The 14,185-nt window shown below is 71.5% G+C and carries 16 protein-coding genes; 3 read left to right on the forward strand and 13 right to left on the reverse strand.

Annotated elements, in window-relative coordinates; genetic code table 11:
• From gspD to gspG, 9 genes are all read right to left on the reverse strand, one after another.
• The coding region (gspD, locus tag AVS7_RS02035; protein WP_034689765.1) for a type II secretion system secretin GspD at positions 1 to 2,275 on the reverse strand (2,275 nt) is incomplete at its 3' end.
• A gap of 5 nt (positions 2,276 to 2,280) precedes the next feature.
• Positions 2,281 to 3,081, reverse strand: coding sequence for a type II secretion system protein N (locus tag AVS7_RS02040; protein WP_020226845.1), 801 nt, complete (start codon positions 3,079 to 3,081; stop codon positions 2,281 to 2,283).
• Positions 3,082 to 3,093: 12 nt separating this feature from the next.
• The gene (gene gspM / locus AVS7_RS02045; RefSeq protein WP_020226846.1) at positions 3,094 to 3,597 is read right to left on the reverse strand and encodes a type II secretion system protein GspM; all 504 of its coding nucleotides are present in this window, start codon (positions 3,595 to 3,597) and stop codon (positions 3,094 to 3,096) included.
• Complete coding sequence (gspL, locus tag AVS7_RS02050; protein WP_020226847.1) at positions 3,594 to 4,826, reverse strand: type II secretion system protein GspL; 1,233 nt, start codon at positions 4,824 to 4,826, stop codon at positions 3,594 to 3,596. Before gspL ends, gspM begins: the two co-directional genes overlap by 4 nt.
• A 42-nt stretch (positions 4,827 to 4,868) precedes the next feature.
• The gene (gene gspK / locus AVS7_RS02055; protein ID WP_020226848.1) at positions 4,869 to 5,828 is read right to left on the reverse strand and encodes a type II secretion system minor pseudopilin GspK; all 960 of its coding nucleotides are present in this window, start codon (positions 5,826 to 5,828) and stop codon (positions 4,869 to 4,871) included.
• A gap of 143 nt (positions 5,829 to 5,971) precedes the next feature.
• Positions 5,972 to 6,646, reverse strand: a complete 675-nt coding sequence (locus tag AVS7_RS02060) for a type II secretion system protein J (protein WP_020226849.1) — start codon at positions 6,644 to 6,646, stop codon at positions 5,972 to 5,974.
• 1 nt (position 6,647) lies between these two features.
• Positions 6,648 to 7,004, reverse strand: a complete 357-nt coding sequence (gene gspI, locus AVS7_RS02065; protein ID WP_024000804.1) for a type II secretion system minor pseudopilin GspI — start codon at positions 7,002 to 7,004, stop codon at positions 6,648 to 6,650.
• Positions 7,001 to 7,441, reverse strand: a complete 441-nt coding sequence (locus tag AVS7_RS02070) for a prepilin-type N-terminal cleavage/methylation domain-containing protein (RefSeq protein ID WP_020226851.1) — start codon at positions 7,439 to 7,441, stop codon at positions 7,001 to 7,003. The genes gspI and AVS7_RS02070 overlap by 4 nt, the downstream gene beginning before the upstream one ends.
• Positions 7,416 to 7,862, reverse strand: coding sequence for a type II secretion system major pseudopilin GspG (gene gspG, locus AVS7_RS02075; RefSeq protein ID WP_020226852.1), 447 nt, complete (start codon positions 7,860 to 7,862; stop codon positions 7,416 to 7,418). Before gspG ends, AVS7_RS02070 begins: the two co-directional genes overlap by 26 nt.
• Before the next feature lie 23 nt (positions 7,863 to 7,885).
• Between gspG and AVS7_RS02080 the strand changes: the two genes are divergently transcribed.
• Entirely contained in the window at positions 7,886 to 8,332 is a 447-nt protein-coding gene (locus tag AVS7_RS02080) for a type II secretion system protein N (RefSeq protein WP_020226853.1), read from the forward strand.
• Positions 8,333 to 8,343: 11 nt separating this feature from the next.
• On the opposite strand, the gene AVS7_RS02085 is transcribed toward AVS7_RS02080, so the two are convergent.
• The 3 genes from AVS7_RS02085 to ilvA all read right to left on the reverse strand — a co-directional run bounded on the left by AVS7_RS02085 (position 8,344) and on the right by ilvA (position 11,332).
• Positions 8,344 to 8,898 carry a histidine phosphatase family protein gene (locus AVS7_RS02085; RefSeq protein ID WP_020226854.1) on the reverse strand — a complete coding sequence of 185 codons (555 nt, stop codon included), beginning with the start codon at positions 8,896 to 8,898 and terminating at the stop codon, positions 8,344 to 8,346.
• The gene (locus AVS7_RS02090) at positions 8,895 to 9,698 is read right to left on the reverse strand and encodes an adenosylcobinamide-GDP ribazoletransferase (protein WP_020226855.1); all 804 of its coding nucleotides are present in this window, start codon (positions 9,696 to 9,698) and stop codon (positions 8,895 to 8,897) included. The genes AVS7_RS02085 and AVS7_RS02090 overlap by 4 nt, the downstream gene beginning before the upstream one ends.
• Before the next feature lie 68 nt (positions 9,699 to 9,766).
• Entirely contained in the window at positions 9,767 to 11,332 is a 1,566-nt protein-coding gene (gene ilvA, locus AVS7_RS02095) for a threonine ammonia-lyase, biosynthetic (protein ID WP_020226856.1), read from the reverse strand.
• Between the two features lie 212 nt (positions 11,333 to 11,544).
• Between ilvA and AVS7_RS02100 the strand changes: the two genes are divergently transcribed.
• Positions 11,545 to 11,994 carry an OsmC family protein gene (locus tag AVS7_RS02100; RefSeq protein ID WP_020226857.1) on the forward strand — a complete coding sequence of 150 codons (450 nt, stop codon included), beginning with the start codon at positions 11,545 to 11,547 and terminating at the stop codon, positions 11,992 to 11,994.
• A 6-nt stretch (positions 11,995 to 12,000) separates the two neighbouring features.
• Here AVS7_RS02100 and coq7 read toward each other — a convergent pair whose 3' ends face one another.
• The gene (coq7, locus tag AVS7_RS02105; protein WP_020226858.1) at positions 12,001 to 12,618 is read right to left on the reverse strand and encodes a 2-polyprenyl-3-methyl-6-methoxy-1,4-benzoquinone monooxygenase; all 618 of its coding nucleotides are present in this window, start codon (positions 12,616 to 12,618) and stop codon (positions 12,001 to 12,003) included.
• 309 nt (positions 12,619 to 12,927) lie between these two features.
• Here coq7 and AVS7_RS02110 point away from each other — a divergent pair, with 309 nt between their 5' ends.
• Positions 12,928 to 14,010, forward strand: coding sequence for a porin (locus tag AVS7_RS02110; protein WP_024000805.1), 1,083 nt, complete (start codon positions 12,928 to 12,930; stop codon positions 14,008 to 14,010).
• The last annotated feature ends 175 nt before the right edge of the window (positions 14,011 to 14,185 follow it).

Below are 14,185 nucleotides of genomic sequence, written 5' to 3' on the forward strand. Positions count from 1 at the left end.
CGGCGGGGCGGGGCGGGGCGGGCGGGGGCGCGGGCACCACGGGGGCCAGCGGCGCGGGCCCGGCGCCCGGGCGCAGCGGCGGCAGCACGGGCGCGTCGGACACCGCGCGCATGACGGCGCTGGGCGCCGGTTGGGTGCCTTGCTGCAGCGCGCGGATGGCCTCGTAGCGGTCCATCACCAGCGCCTCGCTGGTGGCGGCGTCGCGGATCACCATGGGGCGCAGGAAGACCATCAGGTTGGTCTTCTTGCGCGAGCGGTTCTCGTTGCGGAACAGCGCGCCCACCACCGGCAGGTCGCCCATCACGGGCACCTTGTCCTGGCCCAGGGCGTAGCTGTCTTCCAGCAGGCCGCCGAGCACGATGACGTTGCCGTCGTCCACCATCACCGTGGACTCGATGGAGCGCTTGCTGGTGGTGGGGCCGTTGGTGTCCTTGAGCGTGCCCTCGTTGACCTTGGAGACTTCCTGGTACAGCGTGAGCTTGACGGTGCCGTTCTCGTTGATCGTGGGGCGCACGCGCAGCATCAGGCCCACGTCCTTGCGCTCCACGGTGGTGAAGGGGTTCACCGCGCCGTTGTTGCCGCCGGTGTTGGCGTAGGAGCCCGTGGGGAAGGGCACGTTGTTGCCGATGATGATCTGCGCTTCCTCGTTGTCCAGCGTCAGCAGGTTGGGGGTGGACAGCACGTTGGCGTCGCCCGTGTTCTCCAGGAAGTTGGCCAGCGCGCCCAGGTAGTACTTGCCGTTGATGCGCGGGGCGATGGCCACGTTCATGCCGTTGCCGAGCGTCTGGCTGGAAATCCCCGCGGCGTTGCCCGTGGCGGCGGCCACCGCCAGGTCGATGATGTTGCCGCCGGTGACGCTGGAGTTGGTGCCGATCACGCCCACGGCGCCGCTGCCGTAGTTGCCGAAGGCGGTCTGCCACTGGATGCCGAACTCGGCCACCTTGTTGGCGCTCACCTCCACGATCAGGCTCTCGATGAGCACCTGCGCGCGGCGGCCGTCGAGCTTGTCGATCACCGCGCGGATCTGGCGGTACTGCGGTTCGGGCGCGGTGATGATGAGCGAGTTGGTGGTCGGGTCCGCCTGGATCATGCCGCCCGTGGAGGGCTGGTTGGCGTTGCCGCCGTTCAGGCCGCCGCTGCCGGTGCCCGTGCCCAGGCCGCCGCTGGTGCTGCCCGCGCCCAGGCCGCCGCTTTGCCCCAGCGTGGAGCCGCCGCCGGTCTGCGTGAGTCCGCCGGACAGACCGGTGCCGAGCCCGCCGCCCACGCCCGTGGCACCGCCGGCGGCGGAGGCGCCGCCCGAGGCGGCCGCCAGCGCGGCGCGCAGCGTGGTGGCGAGCTTCACCGCGTCGGCGTTCTTCAGGTAGACCACGTGGATGTTGCCGCTGGCCGCGCTGCTGCCCGGCAGGGCCGGCTGGTCCAGCTTGGCCACCAGCGAGCGCACCAGCGCCACGCGCGCCGGGTTGGCCGCGCGCACGATCAGCGCGTTGCTGCGCGGCTCGGCCAGCAGGGTGGTCTTGAACGCGGTGTCCGCCTGGCCCTGCGCGCCGGCCGGCGGCACGCCAGCGGTGGCGGCGGTGCCGGCGCCTTCGACCAGGCGGGAGAGCAGCGGCGCCAGGTCGGCGGCGACGGCGTGCTGCAGCGGGATCACCTCCACGTCGCTCGCGTTGGAGACGTCCATCGCCGCCACGATGCGCGCCAGGCGCTGCAGGTTGTCGGCGTAGTCGGTGATCACCAGCGAGTTGTTGCCGGGGTTCACGTTGATGGTGTTGTTCGGGCTGATGAGCGGGCGCAGCACAGGCACGAGGTTGGCCGCGTTCTCGAAGTTCAGCTTGAAGATCTGCGTGACGATCTGCCCGCCCGAGGGCGTGCCGCCCACGCCGCCCTGCGACACGCTCACGCTGCCGGTCTGCAGCTTGGCGTCGGCCTCGGGCACCACCTTGTACAGGCCCGCCGACTCCACCACCGTGAAGCCCTGCAGCCGCAGCGCTGCCAGGAACTGCTGGAACGCCGCCTGGGGCGGCACGGCCTTTTCCGTCACCAGCGAGAGCTGGCCCTTCACGCGCGGGTCCACCACCACGTTCTTGCCGGTGATGGTGGCCATGGTGCGTGCCACGGCCTCGATGTCGGCGCCAGCGAAGTTGAGCGTCACCGGCTCGCCCGGCTGCACACTGCCGGTTTGCGCATGAATTGTGCCGCTAGTGCTTACCAGGCAAGCGCAAGCAGCTATGAGATTGAGAGCGAACCGCAGGGAATGGGGGCGGGGTGGAAGATGCATAGGGGTCAGCCCACGGTGATGACGGAGCGCGCGCCGCTGCGCCGCCCGATGATATTCAGAAGATTGGCGAGCGCGGCCTCGCGCCCCGGCGCGGCGCTGGCCTCGCCGGTGAAGCGCAGGCGCTGCCCCACCCATTGGCCGCTGCCCGACAGTAGCAGCGCGCCGTCCAGCGTCGAGAGCTGCAGCGTGGGCGCTTCGCCGCCCGCGAGCTGCAGCCGGTAGCTGCCCATGGGGCGCAGCGTGGACAGGCGCGAGGACATGTCCAGCGCATCCAGCCGCACCTGCCCCTGCAGGCGCATGCGGCCGGCCGACCACTCCAGCGCCAGGCCCTGCGTGCCCAGCTGCAGGCGGCCCTGGGGCTGCACCGTGTTCCAGGGCGTGCCCAGGCCGCTGAGCACCGCCGCCGGCCAGCGGCTGTCGCCGTCGGCCACGGCCAGGTGCAGCCGGCCCCAGCCGGGCGTGGCGCGCAGGTGCAGCGGCGCGGGGGTGCAGCAGTCGGCCGACAGCTGCGCCTGCGCGCCGGTCCAGGCCGGGCGCAGCCGCCAGTGCAGCCGCCCGGGCAGCGCCGTGTGGTCGCGGCTGTCGGCGCCGCCGGTCAGCACCAGCTGGGCGGAGCCGTTCCACACCGTGCCGCGCGCCTGCTGCAGCAGCACCTGCCCGCCGCTGGCGCGCGCGACGCCCGCGGCCAGCCAGTGCGCGGGCGCGCACAGCAGCAGCGTGGCCAGCGCGCCCAGGCCCAGCCCGGCCACGGCCCAGGGCCACGGGGCGCGCGGCGGGGCGGAGGAGGGGGCGGAGCGGCGGAACATGATGGGTCGTGGCTATTCGGCGGGCAGGGCCAGCACCAGCGTGCCGTCCCAGCGCGCGGGCGTGTCCGGCGCGCCGGCGGTGCGCACCAGGCGCGCCTCCAGCGGCACGGCGCGCGCGCCGGCGCGCGCCTGAGCCAGCCAGTGCGCCAGCGCCTCGGCGGGCACGCCCTTGAGCGTGACGGTGGCGCGGTCGCCGGCCACGGACAGCTGCGCTGCTGCGCCGAGCTGCTGGGTGAGCGTGCCGCGCAGCGTGCGCAGCGCCTCGCCGCCCTGGGCGCGGGGCGCGTCCTTGAGCTGCAGCGCCTCGGCCTGCAGCGCGTGCATGCGCTGCAGTTGCGCGTCCAGCGCGGCATGGCGGGCGGGGGCCTCGCGCAGCGTGTGCAGCGCGGGCGCCAGCAGCAGCCACCACAGCACGGCCAGGCCGACGACGGCGGCGGCGGCCAGTACCAGCGCCTGCTCGCGCGGTGCGAGCGTGGCCCAGTGCGTGCGCAGCCGCGTGGTCAGCGGAGATGTCATGGCTGTCCCTCCGCGCGCACCAGCAGCGCTTCGTCCTGCATGCGGGCCGAGAAGCCTTGGGCGGCCAAGGCCTGGTTCAGTGCCGTGAGTTCTTCGGGCGCCAGCGCCATGCCGCGCAGGCGCAGCTCGCCGCTGGCGTATTCGATCTGCGCGGGCATGCGCGATGCGGGCAGGGCGCCGGCCGCGGCGGCCATCAGCGGCTCCAGGTCGCGTGGCGCCATGCTGCCGGCGGCCTGGCGCAGTTGGGCCAGCTCGCGCTCCATCTGCACCGGCGCGTCCACCACCACCTTCACGTGCGCAAAGGTCTGGGTGAGCGCGCCGCGCACGCCGGCCTGCTTGGCCGCGAGCGCCTGGCGCTCCTGCCAGGCCCAGGCGTTGAGGCCCACCACCTGCACCGCCACGGCCAGGCCCAGGGCCCAGCGCGCGGCGCGCCACTGCGGCGCGCGCAGGAAGGCGTTGGCGGCGCTGCCCAGCTTGCGCAGCGCGCGGGTGCGGCCGCTGCTGGCCAGGTCGAACTGGGCCAGGTCCCAGTCGCCGCGCGCCGCATCGAGCATGCGCTGGCTGGCCGTCTGGATCTGCACGGGGCGGCCCAGCACGCGCTCGGCCAGTGCGGCCACGGCGGGTTCGGCGCGCACGGGCGCAGGATCGGCATCGCCGCCAGCGGGCGGCAGCAGCGCGGGGGCCGAGGCGAGCGGCAGCACGGCCACGGCCTGGTGCGGACCGTGGCCGCAGAGCACGGCCAGCGCGTCCTCGGGCGTGCCGAGCACGGTGCATTCCACCTGGCCGCTGGCCGTGGGGCCGGGGGCGGCTTCGGGCACCACGCGGTCCACGGGGCGGCCGGCCGCCTCTAGCGCCTGCAGTGCGCCGCGCAGCCAGGCGCGGTCGCACACGGCGACCCAGGCTGGCGTGCCGTTGCTGGCGCCGGGCTGCAACGCGAAGTGCAGCAGCGCGGGATCGTCGAGCAGGCGCTCTTCCAGCAGCCCTTCGAGGATGGCGCGCAGGCGCGGCGCCTGGGATAGCGCGCCCTGGGGCAGCGTCACGCGCTGCCACGACAGCGCGTGCGCAGGCACCACGGCCACGGTCTCGCCGGCCCGGCCCGGGTCGGGCAGCAGGGCCGCGGGGGCGCTGGCATGGCGGGTGGCGGTGTGGCCGTCGGCCGTGAGCGTGTAGCCGTACTCGGCGGCGGGCTCCGGCGAGCCCAGGGGCAGGGTGAGGACGAGGGTGCTCATGGATGGATTTCGCGGGGCATTGTAGGGGGCCGGGGTGACGCCTCAGCGCGCCGGCGCCGTGGCGGCCTGCAGCAGGTTGCCGCGCTCGCGCCACAGCGTGCGCACCTCCCCGCGCTGCTTGAGGACGAGCGAGCGCTCCTCCACCACGGCCGTGTCCAGCCGCAGGCGCCCGCGCACCTCGAAATAGCTGGACGCCACGGTGTGCGTAGCGGTGCCGATGCGCGCGCCGTCGCCGCCGCTGCCCTCGCCGATGAGGCGCGCTGCGTCCGATTCGCTGCGGAAGTGCTGCGCGTCGCGCGCCTGCACGAGGCGCTGCGCGTCGGCCATGTCCAGCCCGTCGGCGCTGGCCCACAGCACGATGGCGCTGGCGGTGTTCAGGTTGACCTTGGTGGCCACGGGCAGCAGCGTGACGTGGGGGGCCAGGGCGGCCACGGTGTCCTGCGGCAGGCCCAGCCAGCCGAGCTGCTCCACGCTCTGCGGCAGCAGCGGCGCGGTGCGCGCGTCGCCGCCCTCGGCCAGCGCGCGCTGCAGCTGCACGGCCAGGGCGGCGAGCTGCTGCTGGGGCAGGCCCAGATAGTCGAACAGGCGCGCGAACTGGCGCCGCGCCACGGCGTTGACCTGGCCGCCGCCGGCCGCGCCGGTGTCCACCAGGTTGCGCAGGTTCAGCCGGGCCTGCATGTCGGCGATGCTGCCGGCCAGGAAGGCGTTGGTCGTGTCGGTGCTCGCGTCCTGCACCTGGGCCACGCCGCGTTCGGCGGCCAGGAAGGTGGACAGGCGCGCTTCCTCCAGCGGCACGGACCAGGGCTCGGTGAGGTTGTCGGTGCCGTCGCCGCCGCGCGCGAGCGAGTCCTCGCGCAGGATCAGGCGCGCCCAGTCCAGCGCGCCCACGAGGATCCAGGCCGACTGCACGCGCGCGCGCTCGGCCGTCTCCACCTCGATGGCGCGCCACTGCCGCCACATGGCGGACGCGGCGAAGGCGGCCACCAGCGTCACCGTCAGCATGGCCGCGAGTAGAGCAGCACCCCCCTGAGCGGCTGCGCCGCTTCCCCCCAGGGGGACGCCGCCAGTGCCGCGGGGCGGCCCTTGCACGGCGGCCCTCGCATGGGGCGCGCCAGTTGCATGGGCCGTGGGCGATGGCGGCGTCGTCATGACTTGCCTCCGCCCTGCAGCGGGCTGATCCAGTCGCGTGTGACCACGCCCGCCACCGCGCCGCCCGGCGGCAGCGTGAGCTGCACGCGCACGCCTTCGGGAATGCTCGCGGCCGCCTCGGTGAGTCCGCCCGCCGTGCGCGGCGTGCCGGCGCTGGCCGCGCTGGACAGGGCGTTGGCCCAGGCGCCGCCGCGGTAGTAGAAAAGCTGCCAGTTCTGCAGAGGCATCAGCACGGTTTCCAGGCGGCGCTCGGCTTCGCCCGGGGTGCGCGCCCACTGGGCAGCGCGCTGCCAGGCCTCCTGCCATTCGGCGCGGGTGCGCACGGGCAGCGACTGCCAGCGCAGCCATTGGCCCGAGCGCAAGGCCCAGGCGACGACGACGGCGCCCTCCTGCGGAGCGCGTGTGCCGCGGCGCGTGAGGCGCAGCGCCTGCCCGTCCCAGGCGAGCGGCTCCGTGTGATCGATGGCCTGCAGCGCGTCCAGGTCGGCGGCCCACTGCGCCAGCACGGTCTGCAGCGCCAGCACTTCGTCGGCATGCGCGCGCGTGCGCTCCTGCGAGCGCACCATGCCGTCCAGGCCGCGCCAGCTCACCAGGGCCAGCAGCGCCATGACGGAGATGGCCACGAGCAATTCGACGAGCGTGAAGCCGCGTGGGCGGGGGCTGCTGCGCATGTCAGTAGCGGCCCACGATGGTGGAGAGTTTCAGCACCGGGAGCTGCTGCGCGTCGAACACCTGCGCGTCCACGCGGCGGAACTGCGGGTTGGGCGTGGGCGAGACGGTCACCGCCACCTGGTAGGCCTGCCCGGCCTGCTCGCAGCCCAGGCGGGCATCGCCGATGGAGGGCATCTGGCTGGACAGGCGCACCTTGGCCAGCTCGTTCTCGGCGCACAGGTGGGCCAGTACCACGTCGGTCTGGCGCACGGCGTTGCGCGTGAGCGCCGACGTGGCCTGCAGCCCCGCCATGAGCGCGATGGCGACGATGGCCAGCGCCACCAGCACTTCGACCAGCGTGAATCCCCGGGCCCTCACTGCAGCGCCTCCGCCGCGAAGGGGTGGAGCCCGTCGGTGGCCACGCGCACGGCGCGCTGCGGGTAGGACGGGCTCACGATCACGACTTGCTGCGGGCCGATCAGCGGCTCGGGCCCCAGCCACAGCACGCCCGGGCCGCGCACACCCGTGGCGCTGTCGAGCCAGCGGCTGGGCAGGGCCAGGGAGGGCAGCCCTTCGAAGCGGAAGCCCTGCGCATCGGCGCGCCAGCGCACGGCAGCGCCGGAGGCGCGCGACTGGGCGCGGGCCGACTCCAGCAGCGCGGCCAGGCGTTCGCCCTCGCGCTGCAGCTGGGTGGCACCGCTGTCGCGCAGGGCCAAGCCCACGCCGGCGGTGGCGAGGGCCATGATGGCGATGACGACCAGCAGCTCCAGCAGCGTGAAGCCGCCGGCCCTACTGCCAGCTGCCGATGTCGGCATCCTTGCCCTCGCCCCCCGACTGGCCGTCCGCGCCGAAGGACATCACGTCCACCTCGCCCTTGATACCGGGGCTCAGGTACTGGTAGGGGCGGCCCCAGGGGTCGCCCGGCAGCTTTTCCAGGTAGGGGCGCCAGTTGCCGGGCACGGGGCCGGAAGAGGGCTTGGCGATGAGCGCCTGCAGGCCCTGCTCGGCCGTGGGGTAGCGCTGGTTGTCCAGCCGGTAGAGCTTGAGCGCCTGCATGATGTTGGTGACGTCCGTGCGTGCGGCAGTGCTGCGCGCGTCGTCGGCGCGGTCAAGCACGTTGGGCACGATGAGCGCGGCCAGCACGCCGATGATGACCAGCACCACCATCAGCTCGATCAAGGTGAAGCCGGCGGCGGCGCGGCGCATGAGGGGGGTGAAGCGGCTCTGGATGGACATAGCCGGTCAATGATAATCGCGCGATGGTGACGAACATACACAGCCCATGGGGTCTGCGCCTGGCGACGCTGGCGCTCTGGGCGCTGGCCGGTGCCAGCGCGGTCTATTGGGGGCTGCGGCTGTCGGCGCCCGCCGCCGGCCCGGCCTTCGCCCCGCCGGCGTCCGCGCCCGTGGCGGCCGATCCGCAGGCCCTGGCGCGGCTGCTGGGCGCGAACCCCGTGGTGGCGGCGGCCAGCGCGGCGCCCGCGGCAGCCAGCCGTTTCGTGCTGCTGGGCGTGCTGTCCGGCACGGCCAGCGGCGGCGGCGCGGCCTTGATCGCCGTGGACGGCAAGCCTGCCAAGCCCTACCGCGTGGGCGCCACGGTGGAGCCGGGCCTGGTGCTGCAGTCGCTGGGCAGGCGCGAGGCGCGGCTGGGCGCCTCCATGGACGGCGCGGCCACGCTGGCGCTGGAAGTGGCGCGCAAGAAATAGCTTCAGTAGCTTCAGGCGAGCAGTACGGTGGCCCAGGCGCCGAAGGCGGGCGCCTCCTTCGGCCATTCGTGGGACTGGGGCATGCGCTGCGTGCCATGCGCCTGGAGCCACCGCACGCAGCGCGCCACGCCGGCGTGCGTGATCCAGACCACGTCGCGCTCCAGCGCGGCGGCGTCCCGCAGTGCGGCGTCCACGCGCGCCAGCATGGCGGCCAGCGGCTCGCCGCCGCCCGGGGCGTGCTCGCAGAACCGGGCGGTCCAGGCGTCGATGTCGGTGCGGGCGATGGCGCTCCAGGCGCGTCCCTCCCAGGTGCCAAAGTCCATCTCGGCGATGCGCGGCTCCGGGTTCAGTGCCAAATCGGGCCGCAGCGCTTGCAGGGAAAGTGCGAGCAGCTCACATCTTTGTAGCGGAGAATGCTGCACCCACACACCGTTGGGCAGGGCGCGGGCCAGCGCGGCGGCGGCATCGCGCGTGGCCTGGGTGTCGGCGGGCATATCCAGTTGGCCGTAGCAGATGCCGGCCCCCACGAGGGGGCGCGCATGGCGCACCAGCCACAGCGTGCTCATCGTGCCAGGGCGAGGGCCGCGCCCAGGTAGAAACCGATCTCTGCGACCTGCTGCGCCGCTCCCAGGCAGTCGCCCGTGAAGCCCTGCAGCCGCCGCGCGAAGCGCCAGCCCATCCAGGCTGCGCCCAGCGCGCTGCAGGCCATGGATGCTATCAGTGCAGGAGCGCCTAGCGCTTGCTGGGCAAGCGCCAGAGGCACAAGACACCACAAGGCTGCCACGGCCAGCGCGCGGGCGGAGATCTGGTCGGCCAGCGGCTTGCTCTTGGACGTGGCGGTGTCGCCCACGTGGGGCAGCGTGCGCACGATGCACAGCGGCCACAGGCGCGAGAGCACGTGCGCGCCCACGATCGCGCCCAGCGCGGCGGCCAGCCCGTGGCTGCCCAGGTGCGCGAGCAGCGCCACCTTGGCCAGCAGCGCCAGCACCAGCGCCATCGCGCCGAAGGCGCCGATGCGCGAGTCCTTCATGATCTCCAGCGCGCGCTCGCGCTGGTAGGCGCCGCCCAGGCCGTCGGCCACGTCGGCGAGGCCGTCTTCATGGAAGCCGCCGGTCATGAGCACGGTGGCGGCGGTGGAGAGCACGGCCGCCACGGCCGGGGCGAACGGGCCCGGCCCCAGCGCCAGCAGCAGCGCGCCGTACACCAGTGCCGCCAGCGCCGCCGCGAGCCAGCCCACGCCGGGAAAATGCGCGCTGGCCGCGCGCAGCATGGCGGGGCTGTAGCCCACCCACGCGGCCAGCCGCCCGGTGACGGGGATGCGCGTGAAGAACTGCACGGCCAGCAGGTAGTGGCGCAGGGCTTGCACTGGTTGCTACTTAAGTAATAGCTGATTGCGCTTGATGGGCGGGCGCTGGAGGCCGGTTCGGCTTGAAATCAGCCGCCGCCCGCCTGCAGGAACAGGCGGTACGCGGGGTTCTGCGTTTCCTCGACGTAGGGGTAGTCCAGCGCCTGCAGGAAGGCGTCGAACGCGGCCGTGTCGTCCGGCGGCACCTGCATGCCCACGAGGATGCGGCCGTAGTCCGCGCCCTGGTTGCGGTAGTGGAACAGCGAGATGTTCCAGGTGGGCTGCATCAGGCTCAGGAACTTGAACAGCGCGCCGGGCCGCTCGGGAAAGGTGAAGCGCATCAGGCGCTCGTCCTGCGCCAGGGCCGAGTGGCCGCCCACGAGGTGGCGCAGGTGTTCCTTGGCGAGTTCGTCGTGCGTGAGGTCCAGCGACTCGAAGCCGTTCCTCTGGAAGTTCCTGGCGATCTTTTCCGACTCGCCCCGCCCATGGGTGGACAGGCCCACGAAGACGTGGGCGCGTCGCGCGTCGCTGATGCGGTAGTTGAACTCGGTCACGCTGCGCGGGCCGCCGGGCAGGGCGCCCACCACCTCGCAGAAGCGCCGGAACGAGCCGCGCTCCTCGGGGATGGTGACGGCGAACAGCGCCTCGCGCTCCTCGCCCACCTCGGCGCGCTCGGCCACGAAGCGCAGGCGGTCGAAGTTCATGTTGGCGCCGCAGAGGATGGCGGCGTAGGTCTCGCCCTTGGTCTTGTGCTGGGCGACGTACTGCTTGATGGCCGCCACGGCCAGCGCGCCCGCGGGCTCGACGATGCTGCGGGTGTCCACGAAGATGTCTTTGATCGCGGCGCAGACGGCGTCGGTGTCGACGATCACGAAATCGTCCACCAGGCCGCTGGTGACCCGGAAGGTCTCCTCGCCCACCAGCTTGACGGCCGTGCCGTCGGAGAACAGGCCCACGTCGGGCAGTTGCACACGCCCCTGCGCGCGCACCGACTGGGCCATGGCGTCGGAGTCGTTCATCTGCACGCCGATGACCTTGATCTCCGGCCGCACGGCCTTGATGTAGTTCGCCACGCCGGAAATCAGTCCGCCGCCGCCGATGGCGACGAACACCGCGTCGAGCCGGTTGCTGCCCAGCGCCTGGAGCTGGCGCAGCATCTCCATGGCGATGGTGCCCTGGCCGGCGATCACGTCCGGGTCGTCGAAGGGGTGCACGAAGGTCAGGCCCTCGTCCTGCTGAAGGCGGGCGGCGTGCTCGTAGGCGTCGGAATAGCTCTCGCCGGCCAGCACCACCTCGCCGCCGAGGGTCTTCACCGCGTCGATCTTGAGCTGCGGCGTGGTCGTGGGCATCACGATCACGGCGCGCGTGCCCAGCTTGCTGGCGCTCATCGCCACGCCCTGCGCGTGGTTGCCGGCCGAGGCGCAGATCACCCCGCGCGCGAGCTGCTCGGGCGAGAGCTGCGCCATCTTGTTGTAGGCGCCGCGCAGCTTGAAGCTGAACACCGGCTGCTGGTCCTCGCGCTTGAGCAGCACCTTGTTGTGCAGGCGGCGCGAGAGTGCCTTGGCGGGCTGCAGCTCGGACTCCACCGCCACGTCGTAGACGCGGGCCGTGAGGATCTTCTTCAGGTAGTCGAAGGGGGTGAGGGGCTGGGTCATGGGGCGCACATCATAGAACCGACCCACCGGGGGGCTGTTCGGGCGAAAAAAAAGCCCCGGGCCGGAGGCCTGGGGCTTAATCCATCCTTTTGAGGAGATGGAGGAGACAATCGGTGCGAAGCATCGAGCAACGCATGGCCGCATTGTAGCGCGTTGGTTGTTGCGTTGCAGCAAAATCGCACATTCGTTCTATTCTTTGGAGAAAAAACAACATGGAATGCACCGTCACCTGGACCGGCGCCGCCGGTACGCGCTCCGGCATGGGCTTCATCGCCGAAACCGGCAGCGGCCACGTGCTGGCCATGGATGGCGCGCCGGATGCCGTGCGCCCCGAGAACGGCGGCCAGAACCTGGCGCCGCGCCCCATGGAAACCGTGCTCGCGGGCACGGGCGGCTGCACCGCCTACGACGTGGTGCTGATCCTCAAGCGCGGCCGGCACGACGTGCGCGGCTGCAGCGTGCGGCTCACCTCCGAGCGTGCCGAGACCGATCCCAAGGTATTCACCCAGATCCACATGCACTTCACGGTGACAGGCCGGGGCCTGCCGGCCGAGGCCGTGGAGCGCGCCATCGCCATGAGCCACGACAAGTACTGCTCGGCCAGCATCATGCTGGGCAAGACGGCGCAGATCACCACGGGGTTCGAGATCGTCGAGGGCTGAGCCCCCCTATATGTAGTGCGCCGTCGTCGTCATGAACTTGGCGGCAGCCCGCATCAGCCACTGCGCCGGTGCGGGCAGCGGCGCTGCCCCGGCGGCCAGCGCCTGAGTGGCGTGGCGCTCCTCGTCCTCCTGCATGCGCGCGACGATGGCGCGCGAGGGCGCATCCTCCTCGGGCAGGCGGTGCAGATGGCTTTGCAGATGTGCAGACACCTGCTTTTCCGTCTCCACGACGAAACCCAGGCTGGCGCGGTCGCTCACGCCGGCTGCCGCCAGGCCGATGCAGAAGGCGCCGGTGAACCAGAGCGGGTTCAGCAGGCTGGGGCGGCTGTGCAGGATGTCGAGGCGCTCGCGGGTCCAGGCGAGATGGTCCGTCTCCTCCTTGGCCGCCACCAGCAGGTCCTGGCGAAGAGCTTCATCGCGCGTCACGCAGGCCTGGGCCATGTACAGGGCCTGGGCACACACTTCGCCGACATGGTTGACGCGCATCAGCGCGCCTGACAGGCGCGCCTGTGGTGCAGCGAGCTGGACAGGGGGCAGGGCGGCGGCGGGCGACGGCTGCGAGGCCTGCGGCGTTGCGAACAGGGTTCTCAAGGCGCTGTCGGCAGCGATCAGGAAGCGGTCCATAAAAGCACAATGTTGGTCAAAACGCACAAAGTGCGGCGTACTGGCGCAAAAAACAGCACATCGCTGCCTGCGCGGAGCAACAATAAGCCAGTTTTGCCGCGCCTCTGGGCATGTTGCGGTACAGCAACGAAAACCCGCTTTTCGCCCGATTGTGCGGGAATTCCTTTGCGAAACCCGGCGGCGTCTGTTGCAATAGGAGGAACTTCCCCACCAGGAGGTTGGCCCGGGGAACCGGCGGGGCTGTGCGTGAGCTGCACCCCATAGTCCTCTCGATCCGGGGCCCTCTGTTTAACCTTGGAGTAACTCGCAATGAAAAAATCCCTGATTGCCCTGGCAGTGCTGGCCGCTTCTGGCGCCGCAATGGCCCAGTCCTCCGTGACCCTGTACGGCGTGGCTGACGCCGGCGTGACCTTCATCAACGGCAAGGACAACTGGTCTGGCCTGACCTCCGGCAATAACCTGACCAGCCGTATCGGTTTCCGCGGCGTGGAAGATCTGGGTGGCGGCCTGAAGGCCAACTTCCGCCTGGAAGGCGGCGTGAACCTGGACAGCGGCGACGGCGCTTCCGGCTATGCAGGTGCCAAGGCTGGCGAAGGCTTCGTGTTCAAGCGTAACGCGACCGTGGGCCTGGAAGGTGGTTTCGGTGAAGTGCGTCTGGGTCGCGAACTGACCGCAGCCTACAACGCCACCGCTCGTTACGACGTGTTCGGCAGCGTGGGTCTGGCACAGTCCCGCCTGTGGGCTGACGGTGGTGTGGTCGACGCAACGGGCAACCCCGCTGCTGTGACGACGAACCAGCGCGTGAGCAACGCCATCACCTACGTGTCCCCCAACATCGCTGGTTTCAAGGCTGCCGTGAACTACGGCTTCGGCGAAGTGGCTGGCAAGAACGGCGACAGCCGTTACCTGGGCGCTGGCCTGACCTATGACAACGGCCCCCTGAGCCTGGGTCTGGGTCTGGAGCGTCTGAGCAAGGGCGTGAACTCCTCCGTGAACGGCGACATCGACGCCTGGAGCCTGGGCGGTTCGTTCGACCTCGGCGTGGCCAAGCTGCTGGGTGGCTATCGTCAGTCCACCTCCGACAACTACGCCGCTTCCGGCAACGACAACAAGCGCAAGGGCTACATGCTGGCTGTGACCGCTCCCGTGGGCCCCGGCCTGGTGCGTGCTGCCTACGACCGTTACGAAAACAACTTCAACGGCAACAAGGCCAAGGCTGACCAGTTCGGCATCGGCTACGTGTACAGCCTGTCCAAGCGCACTTCCGTGTACGGCACCTACGCCTACCTGAAGAACAAGGACGGCGCCAACCTGTACACCCTGGGTTCCGGTGGCCTGAAGGACAACGGTTCGCAGCAAGGTCTGCAAGTCGGCATCAGCCACACGTTCTAATGCCCGGCTGGCGTATGCCAGCTTTGCATGAACGGCAAAAACCGCTGCCTTCGGGCAGCGGTTTTTTTTTCGTCTGTCCTATGAAGCCCGCACGGGCCAGCGTCACGCACGCAACAAAGAACTAGGGAAAACGCCTGTGGCTGGGAGGTGATACGGGCTTGTCCCCCAAGGGGCT

Source organism: Acidovorax sp. MR-S7, assembly GCF_000400995.2.
GTDB lineage: Bacteria > Pseudomonadota > Gammaproteobacteria > Burkholderiales > Burkholderiaceae_C > MR-S7.

Bases quoted from the DNA above. Each gene is read 5' to 3' on its own strand.
- AVS7_RS02100 (WP_020226857.1), top strand. From the start codon at position 11,545: ATGGAATGCACCGTCACCTGGACCGGCGCCGCCGGTACGCGCTCCGGC.
- gspG (WP_020226852.1), bottom strand. From the start codon at position 7,862: ATGTCCATCCAGAGCCGCTTCACCCCCCTCATGCGCCGCGCCGCCGCC.
- AVS7_RS02085 (WP_020226854.1), bottom strand. From the start codon at position 8,898: ATGAGCACGCTGTGGCTGGTGCGCCATGCGCGCCCCCTCGTGGGGGCC.
- ilvA (WP_020226856.1), bottom strand. From the start codon at position 11,332: ATGACCCAGCCCCTCACCCCCTTCGACTACCTGAAGAAGATCCTCACG.
- gspM (WP_020226846.1), bottom strand. From the start codon at position 3,597: ATGACATCTCCGCTGACCACGCGGCTGCGCACGCACTGGGCCACGCTC.
- gspK (WP_020226848.1), bottom strand. From the start codon at position 5,828: ATGCTGACGGTGACGCTGGTGGCCGCCTTCGCCGCGTCCGCCATGTGG.
- AVS7_RS02070 (WP_020226851.1), bottom strand. From the start codon at position 7,441: ATGCCGACATCGGCAGCTGGCAGTAGGGCCGGCGGCTTCACGCTGCTG.
- AVS7_RS02110 (WP_024000805.1), top strand. From the start codon at position 12,928: ATGAAAAAATCCCTGATTGCCCTGGCAGTGCTGGCCGCTTCTGGCGCC.
- AVS7_RS02080 (WP_020226853.1), top strand. From the start codon at position 7,886: ATGGTGACGAACATACACAGCCCATGGGGTCTGCGCCTGGCGACGCTG.
- AVS7_RS02060 (WP_020226849.1), bottom strand. From the start codon at position 6,646: ATGCGCAGCAGCCCCCGCCCACGCGGCTTCACGCTCGTCGAATTGCTC.
- gspL (WP_020226847.1), bottom strand. From the start codon at position 4,826: ATGAGCACCCTCGTCCTCACCCTGCCCCTGGGCTCGCCGGAGCCCGCC.
- AVS7_RS02040 (WP_020226845.1), bottom strand. From the start codon at position 3,081: ATGTTCCGCCGCTCCGCCCCCTCCTCCGCCCCGCCGCGCGCCCCGTGG.
- coq7 (WP_020226858.1), bottom strand. From the start codon at position 12,618: ATGGACCGCTTCCTGATCGCTGCCGACAGCGCCTTGAGAACCCTGTTC.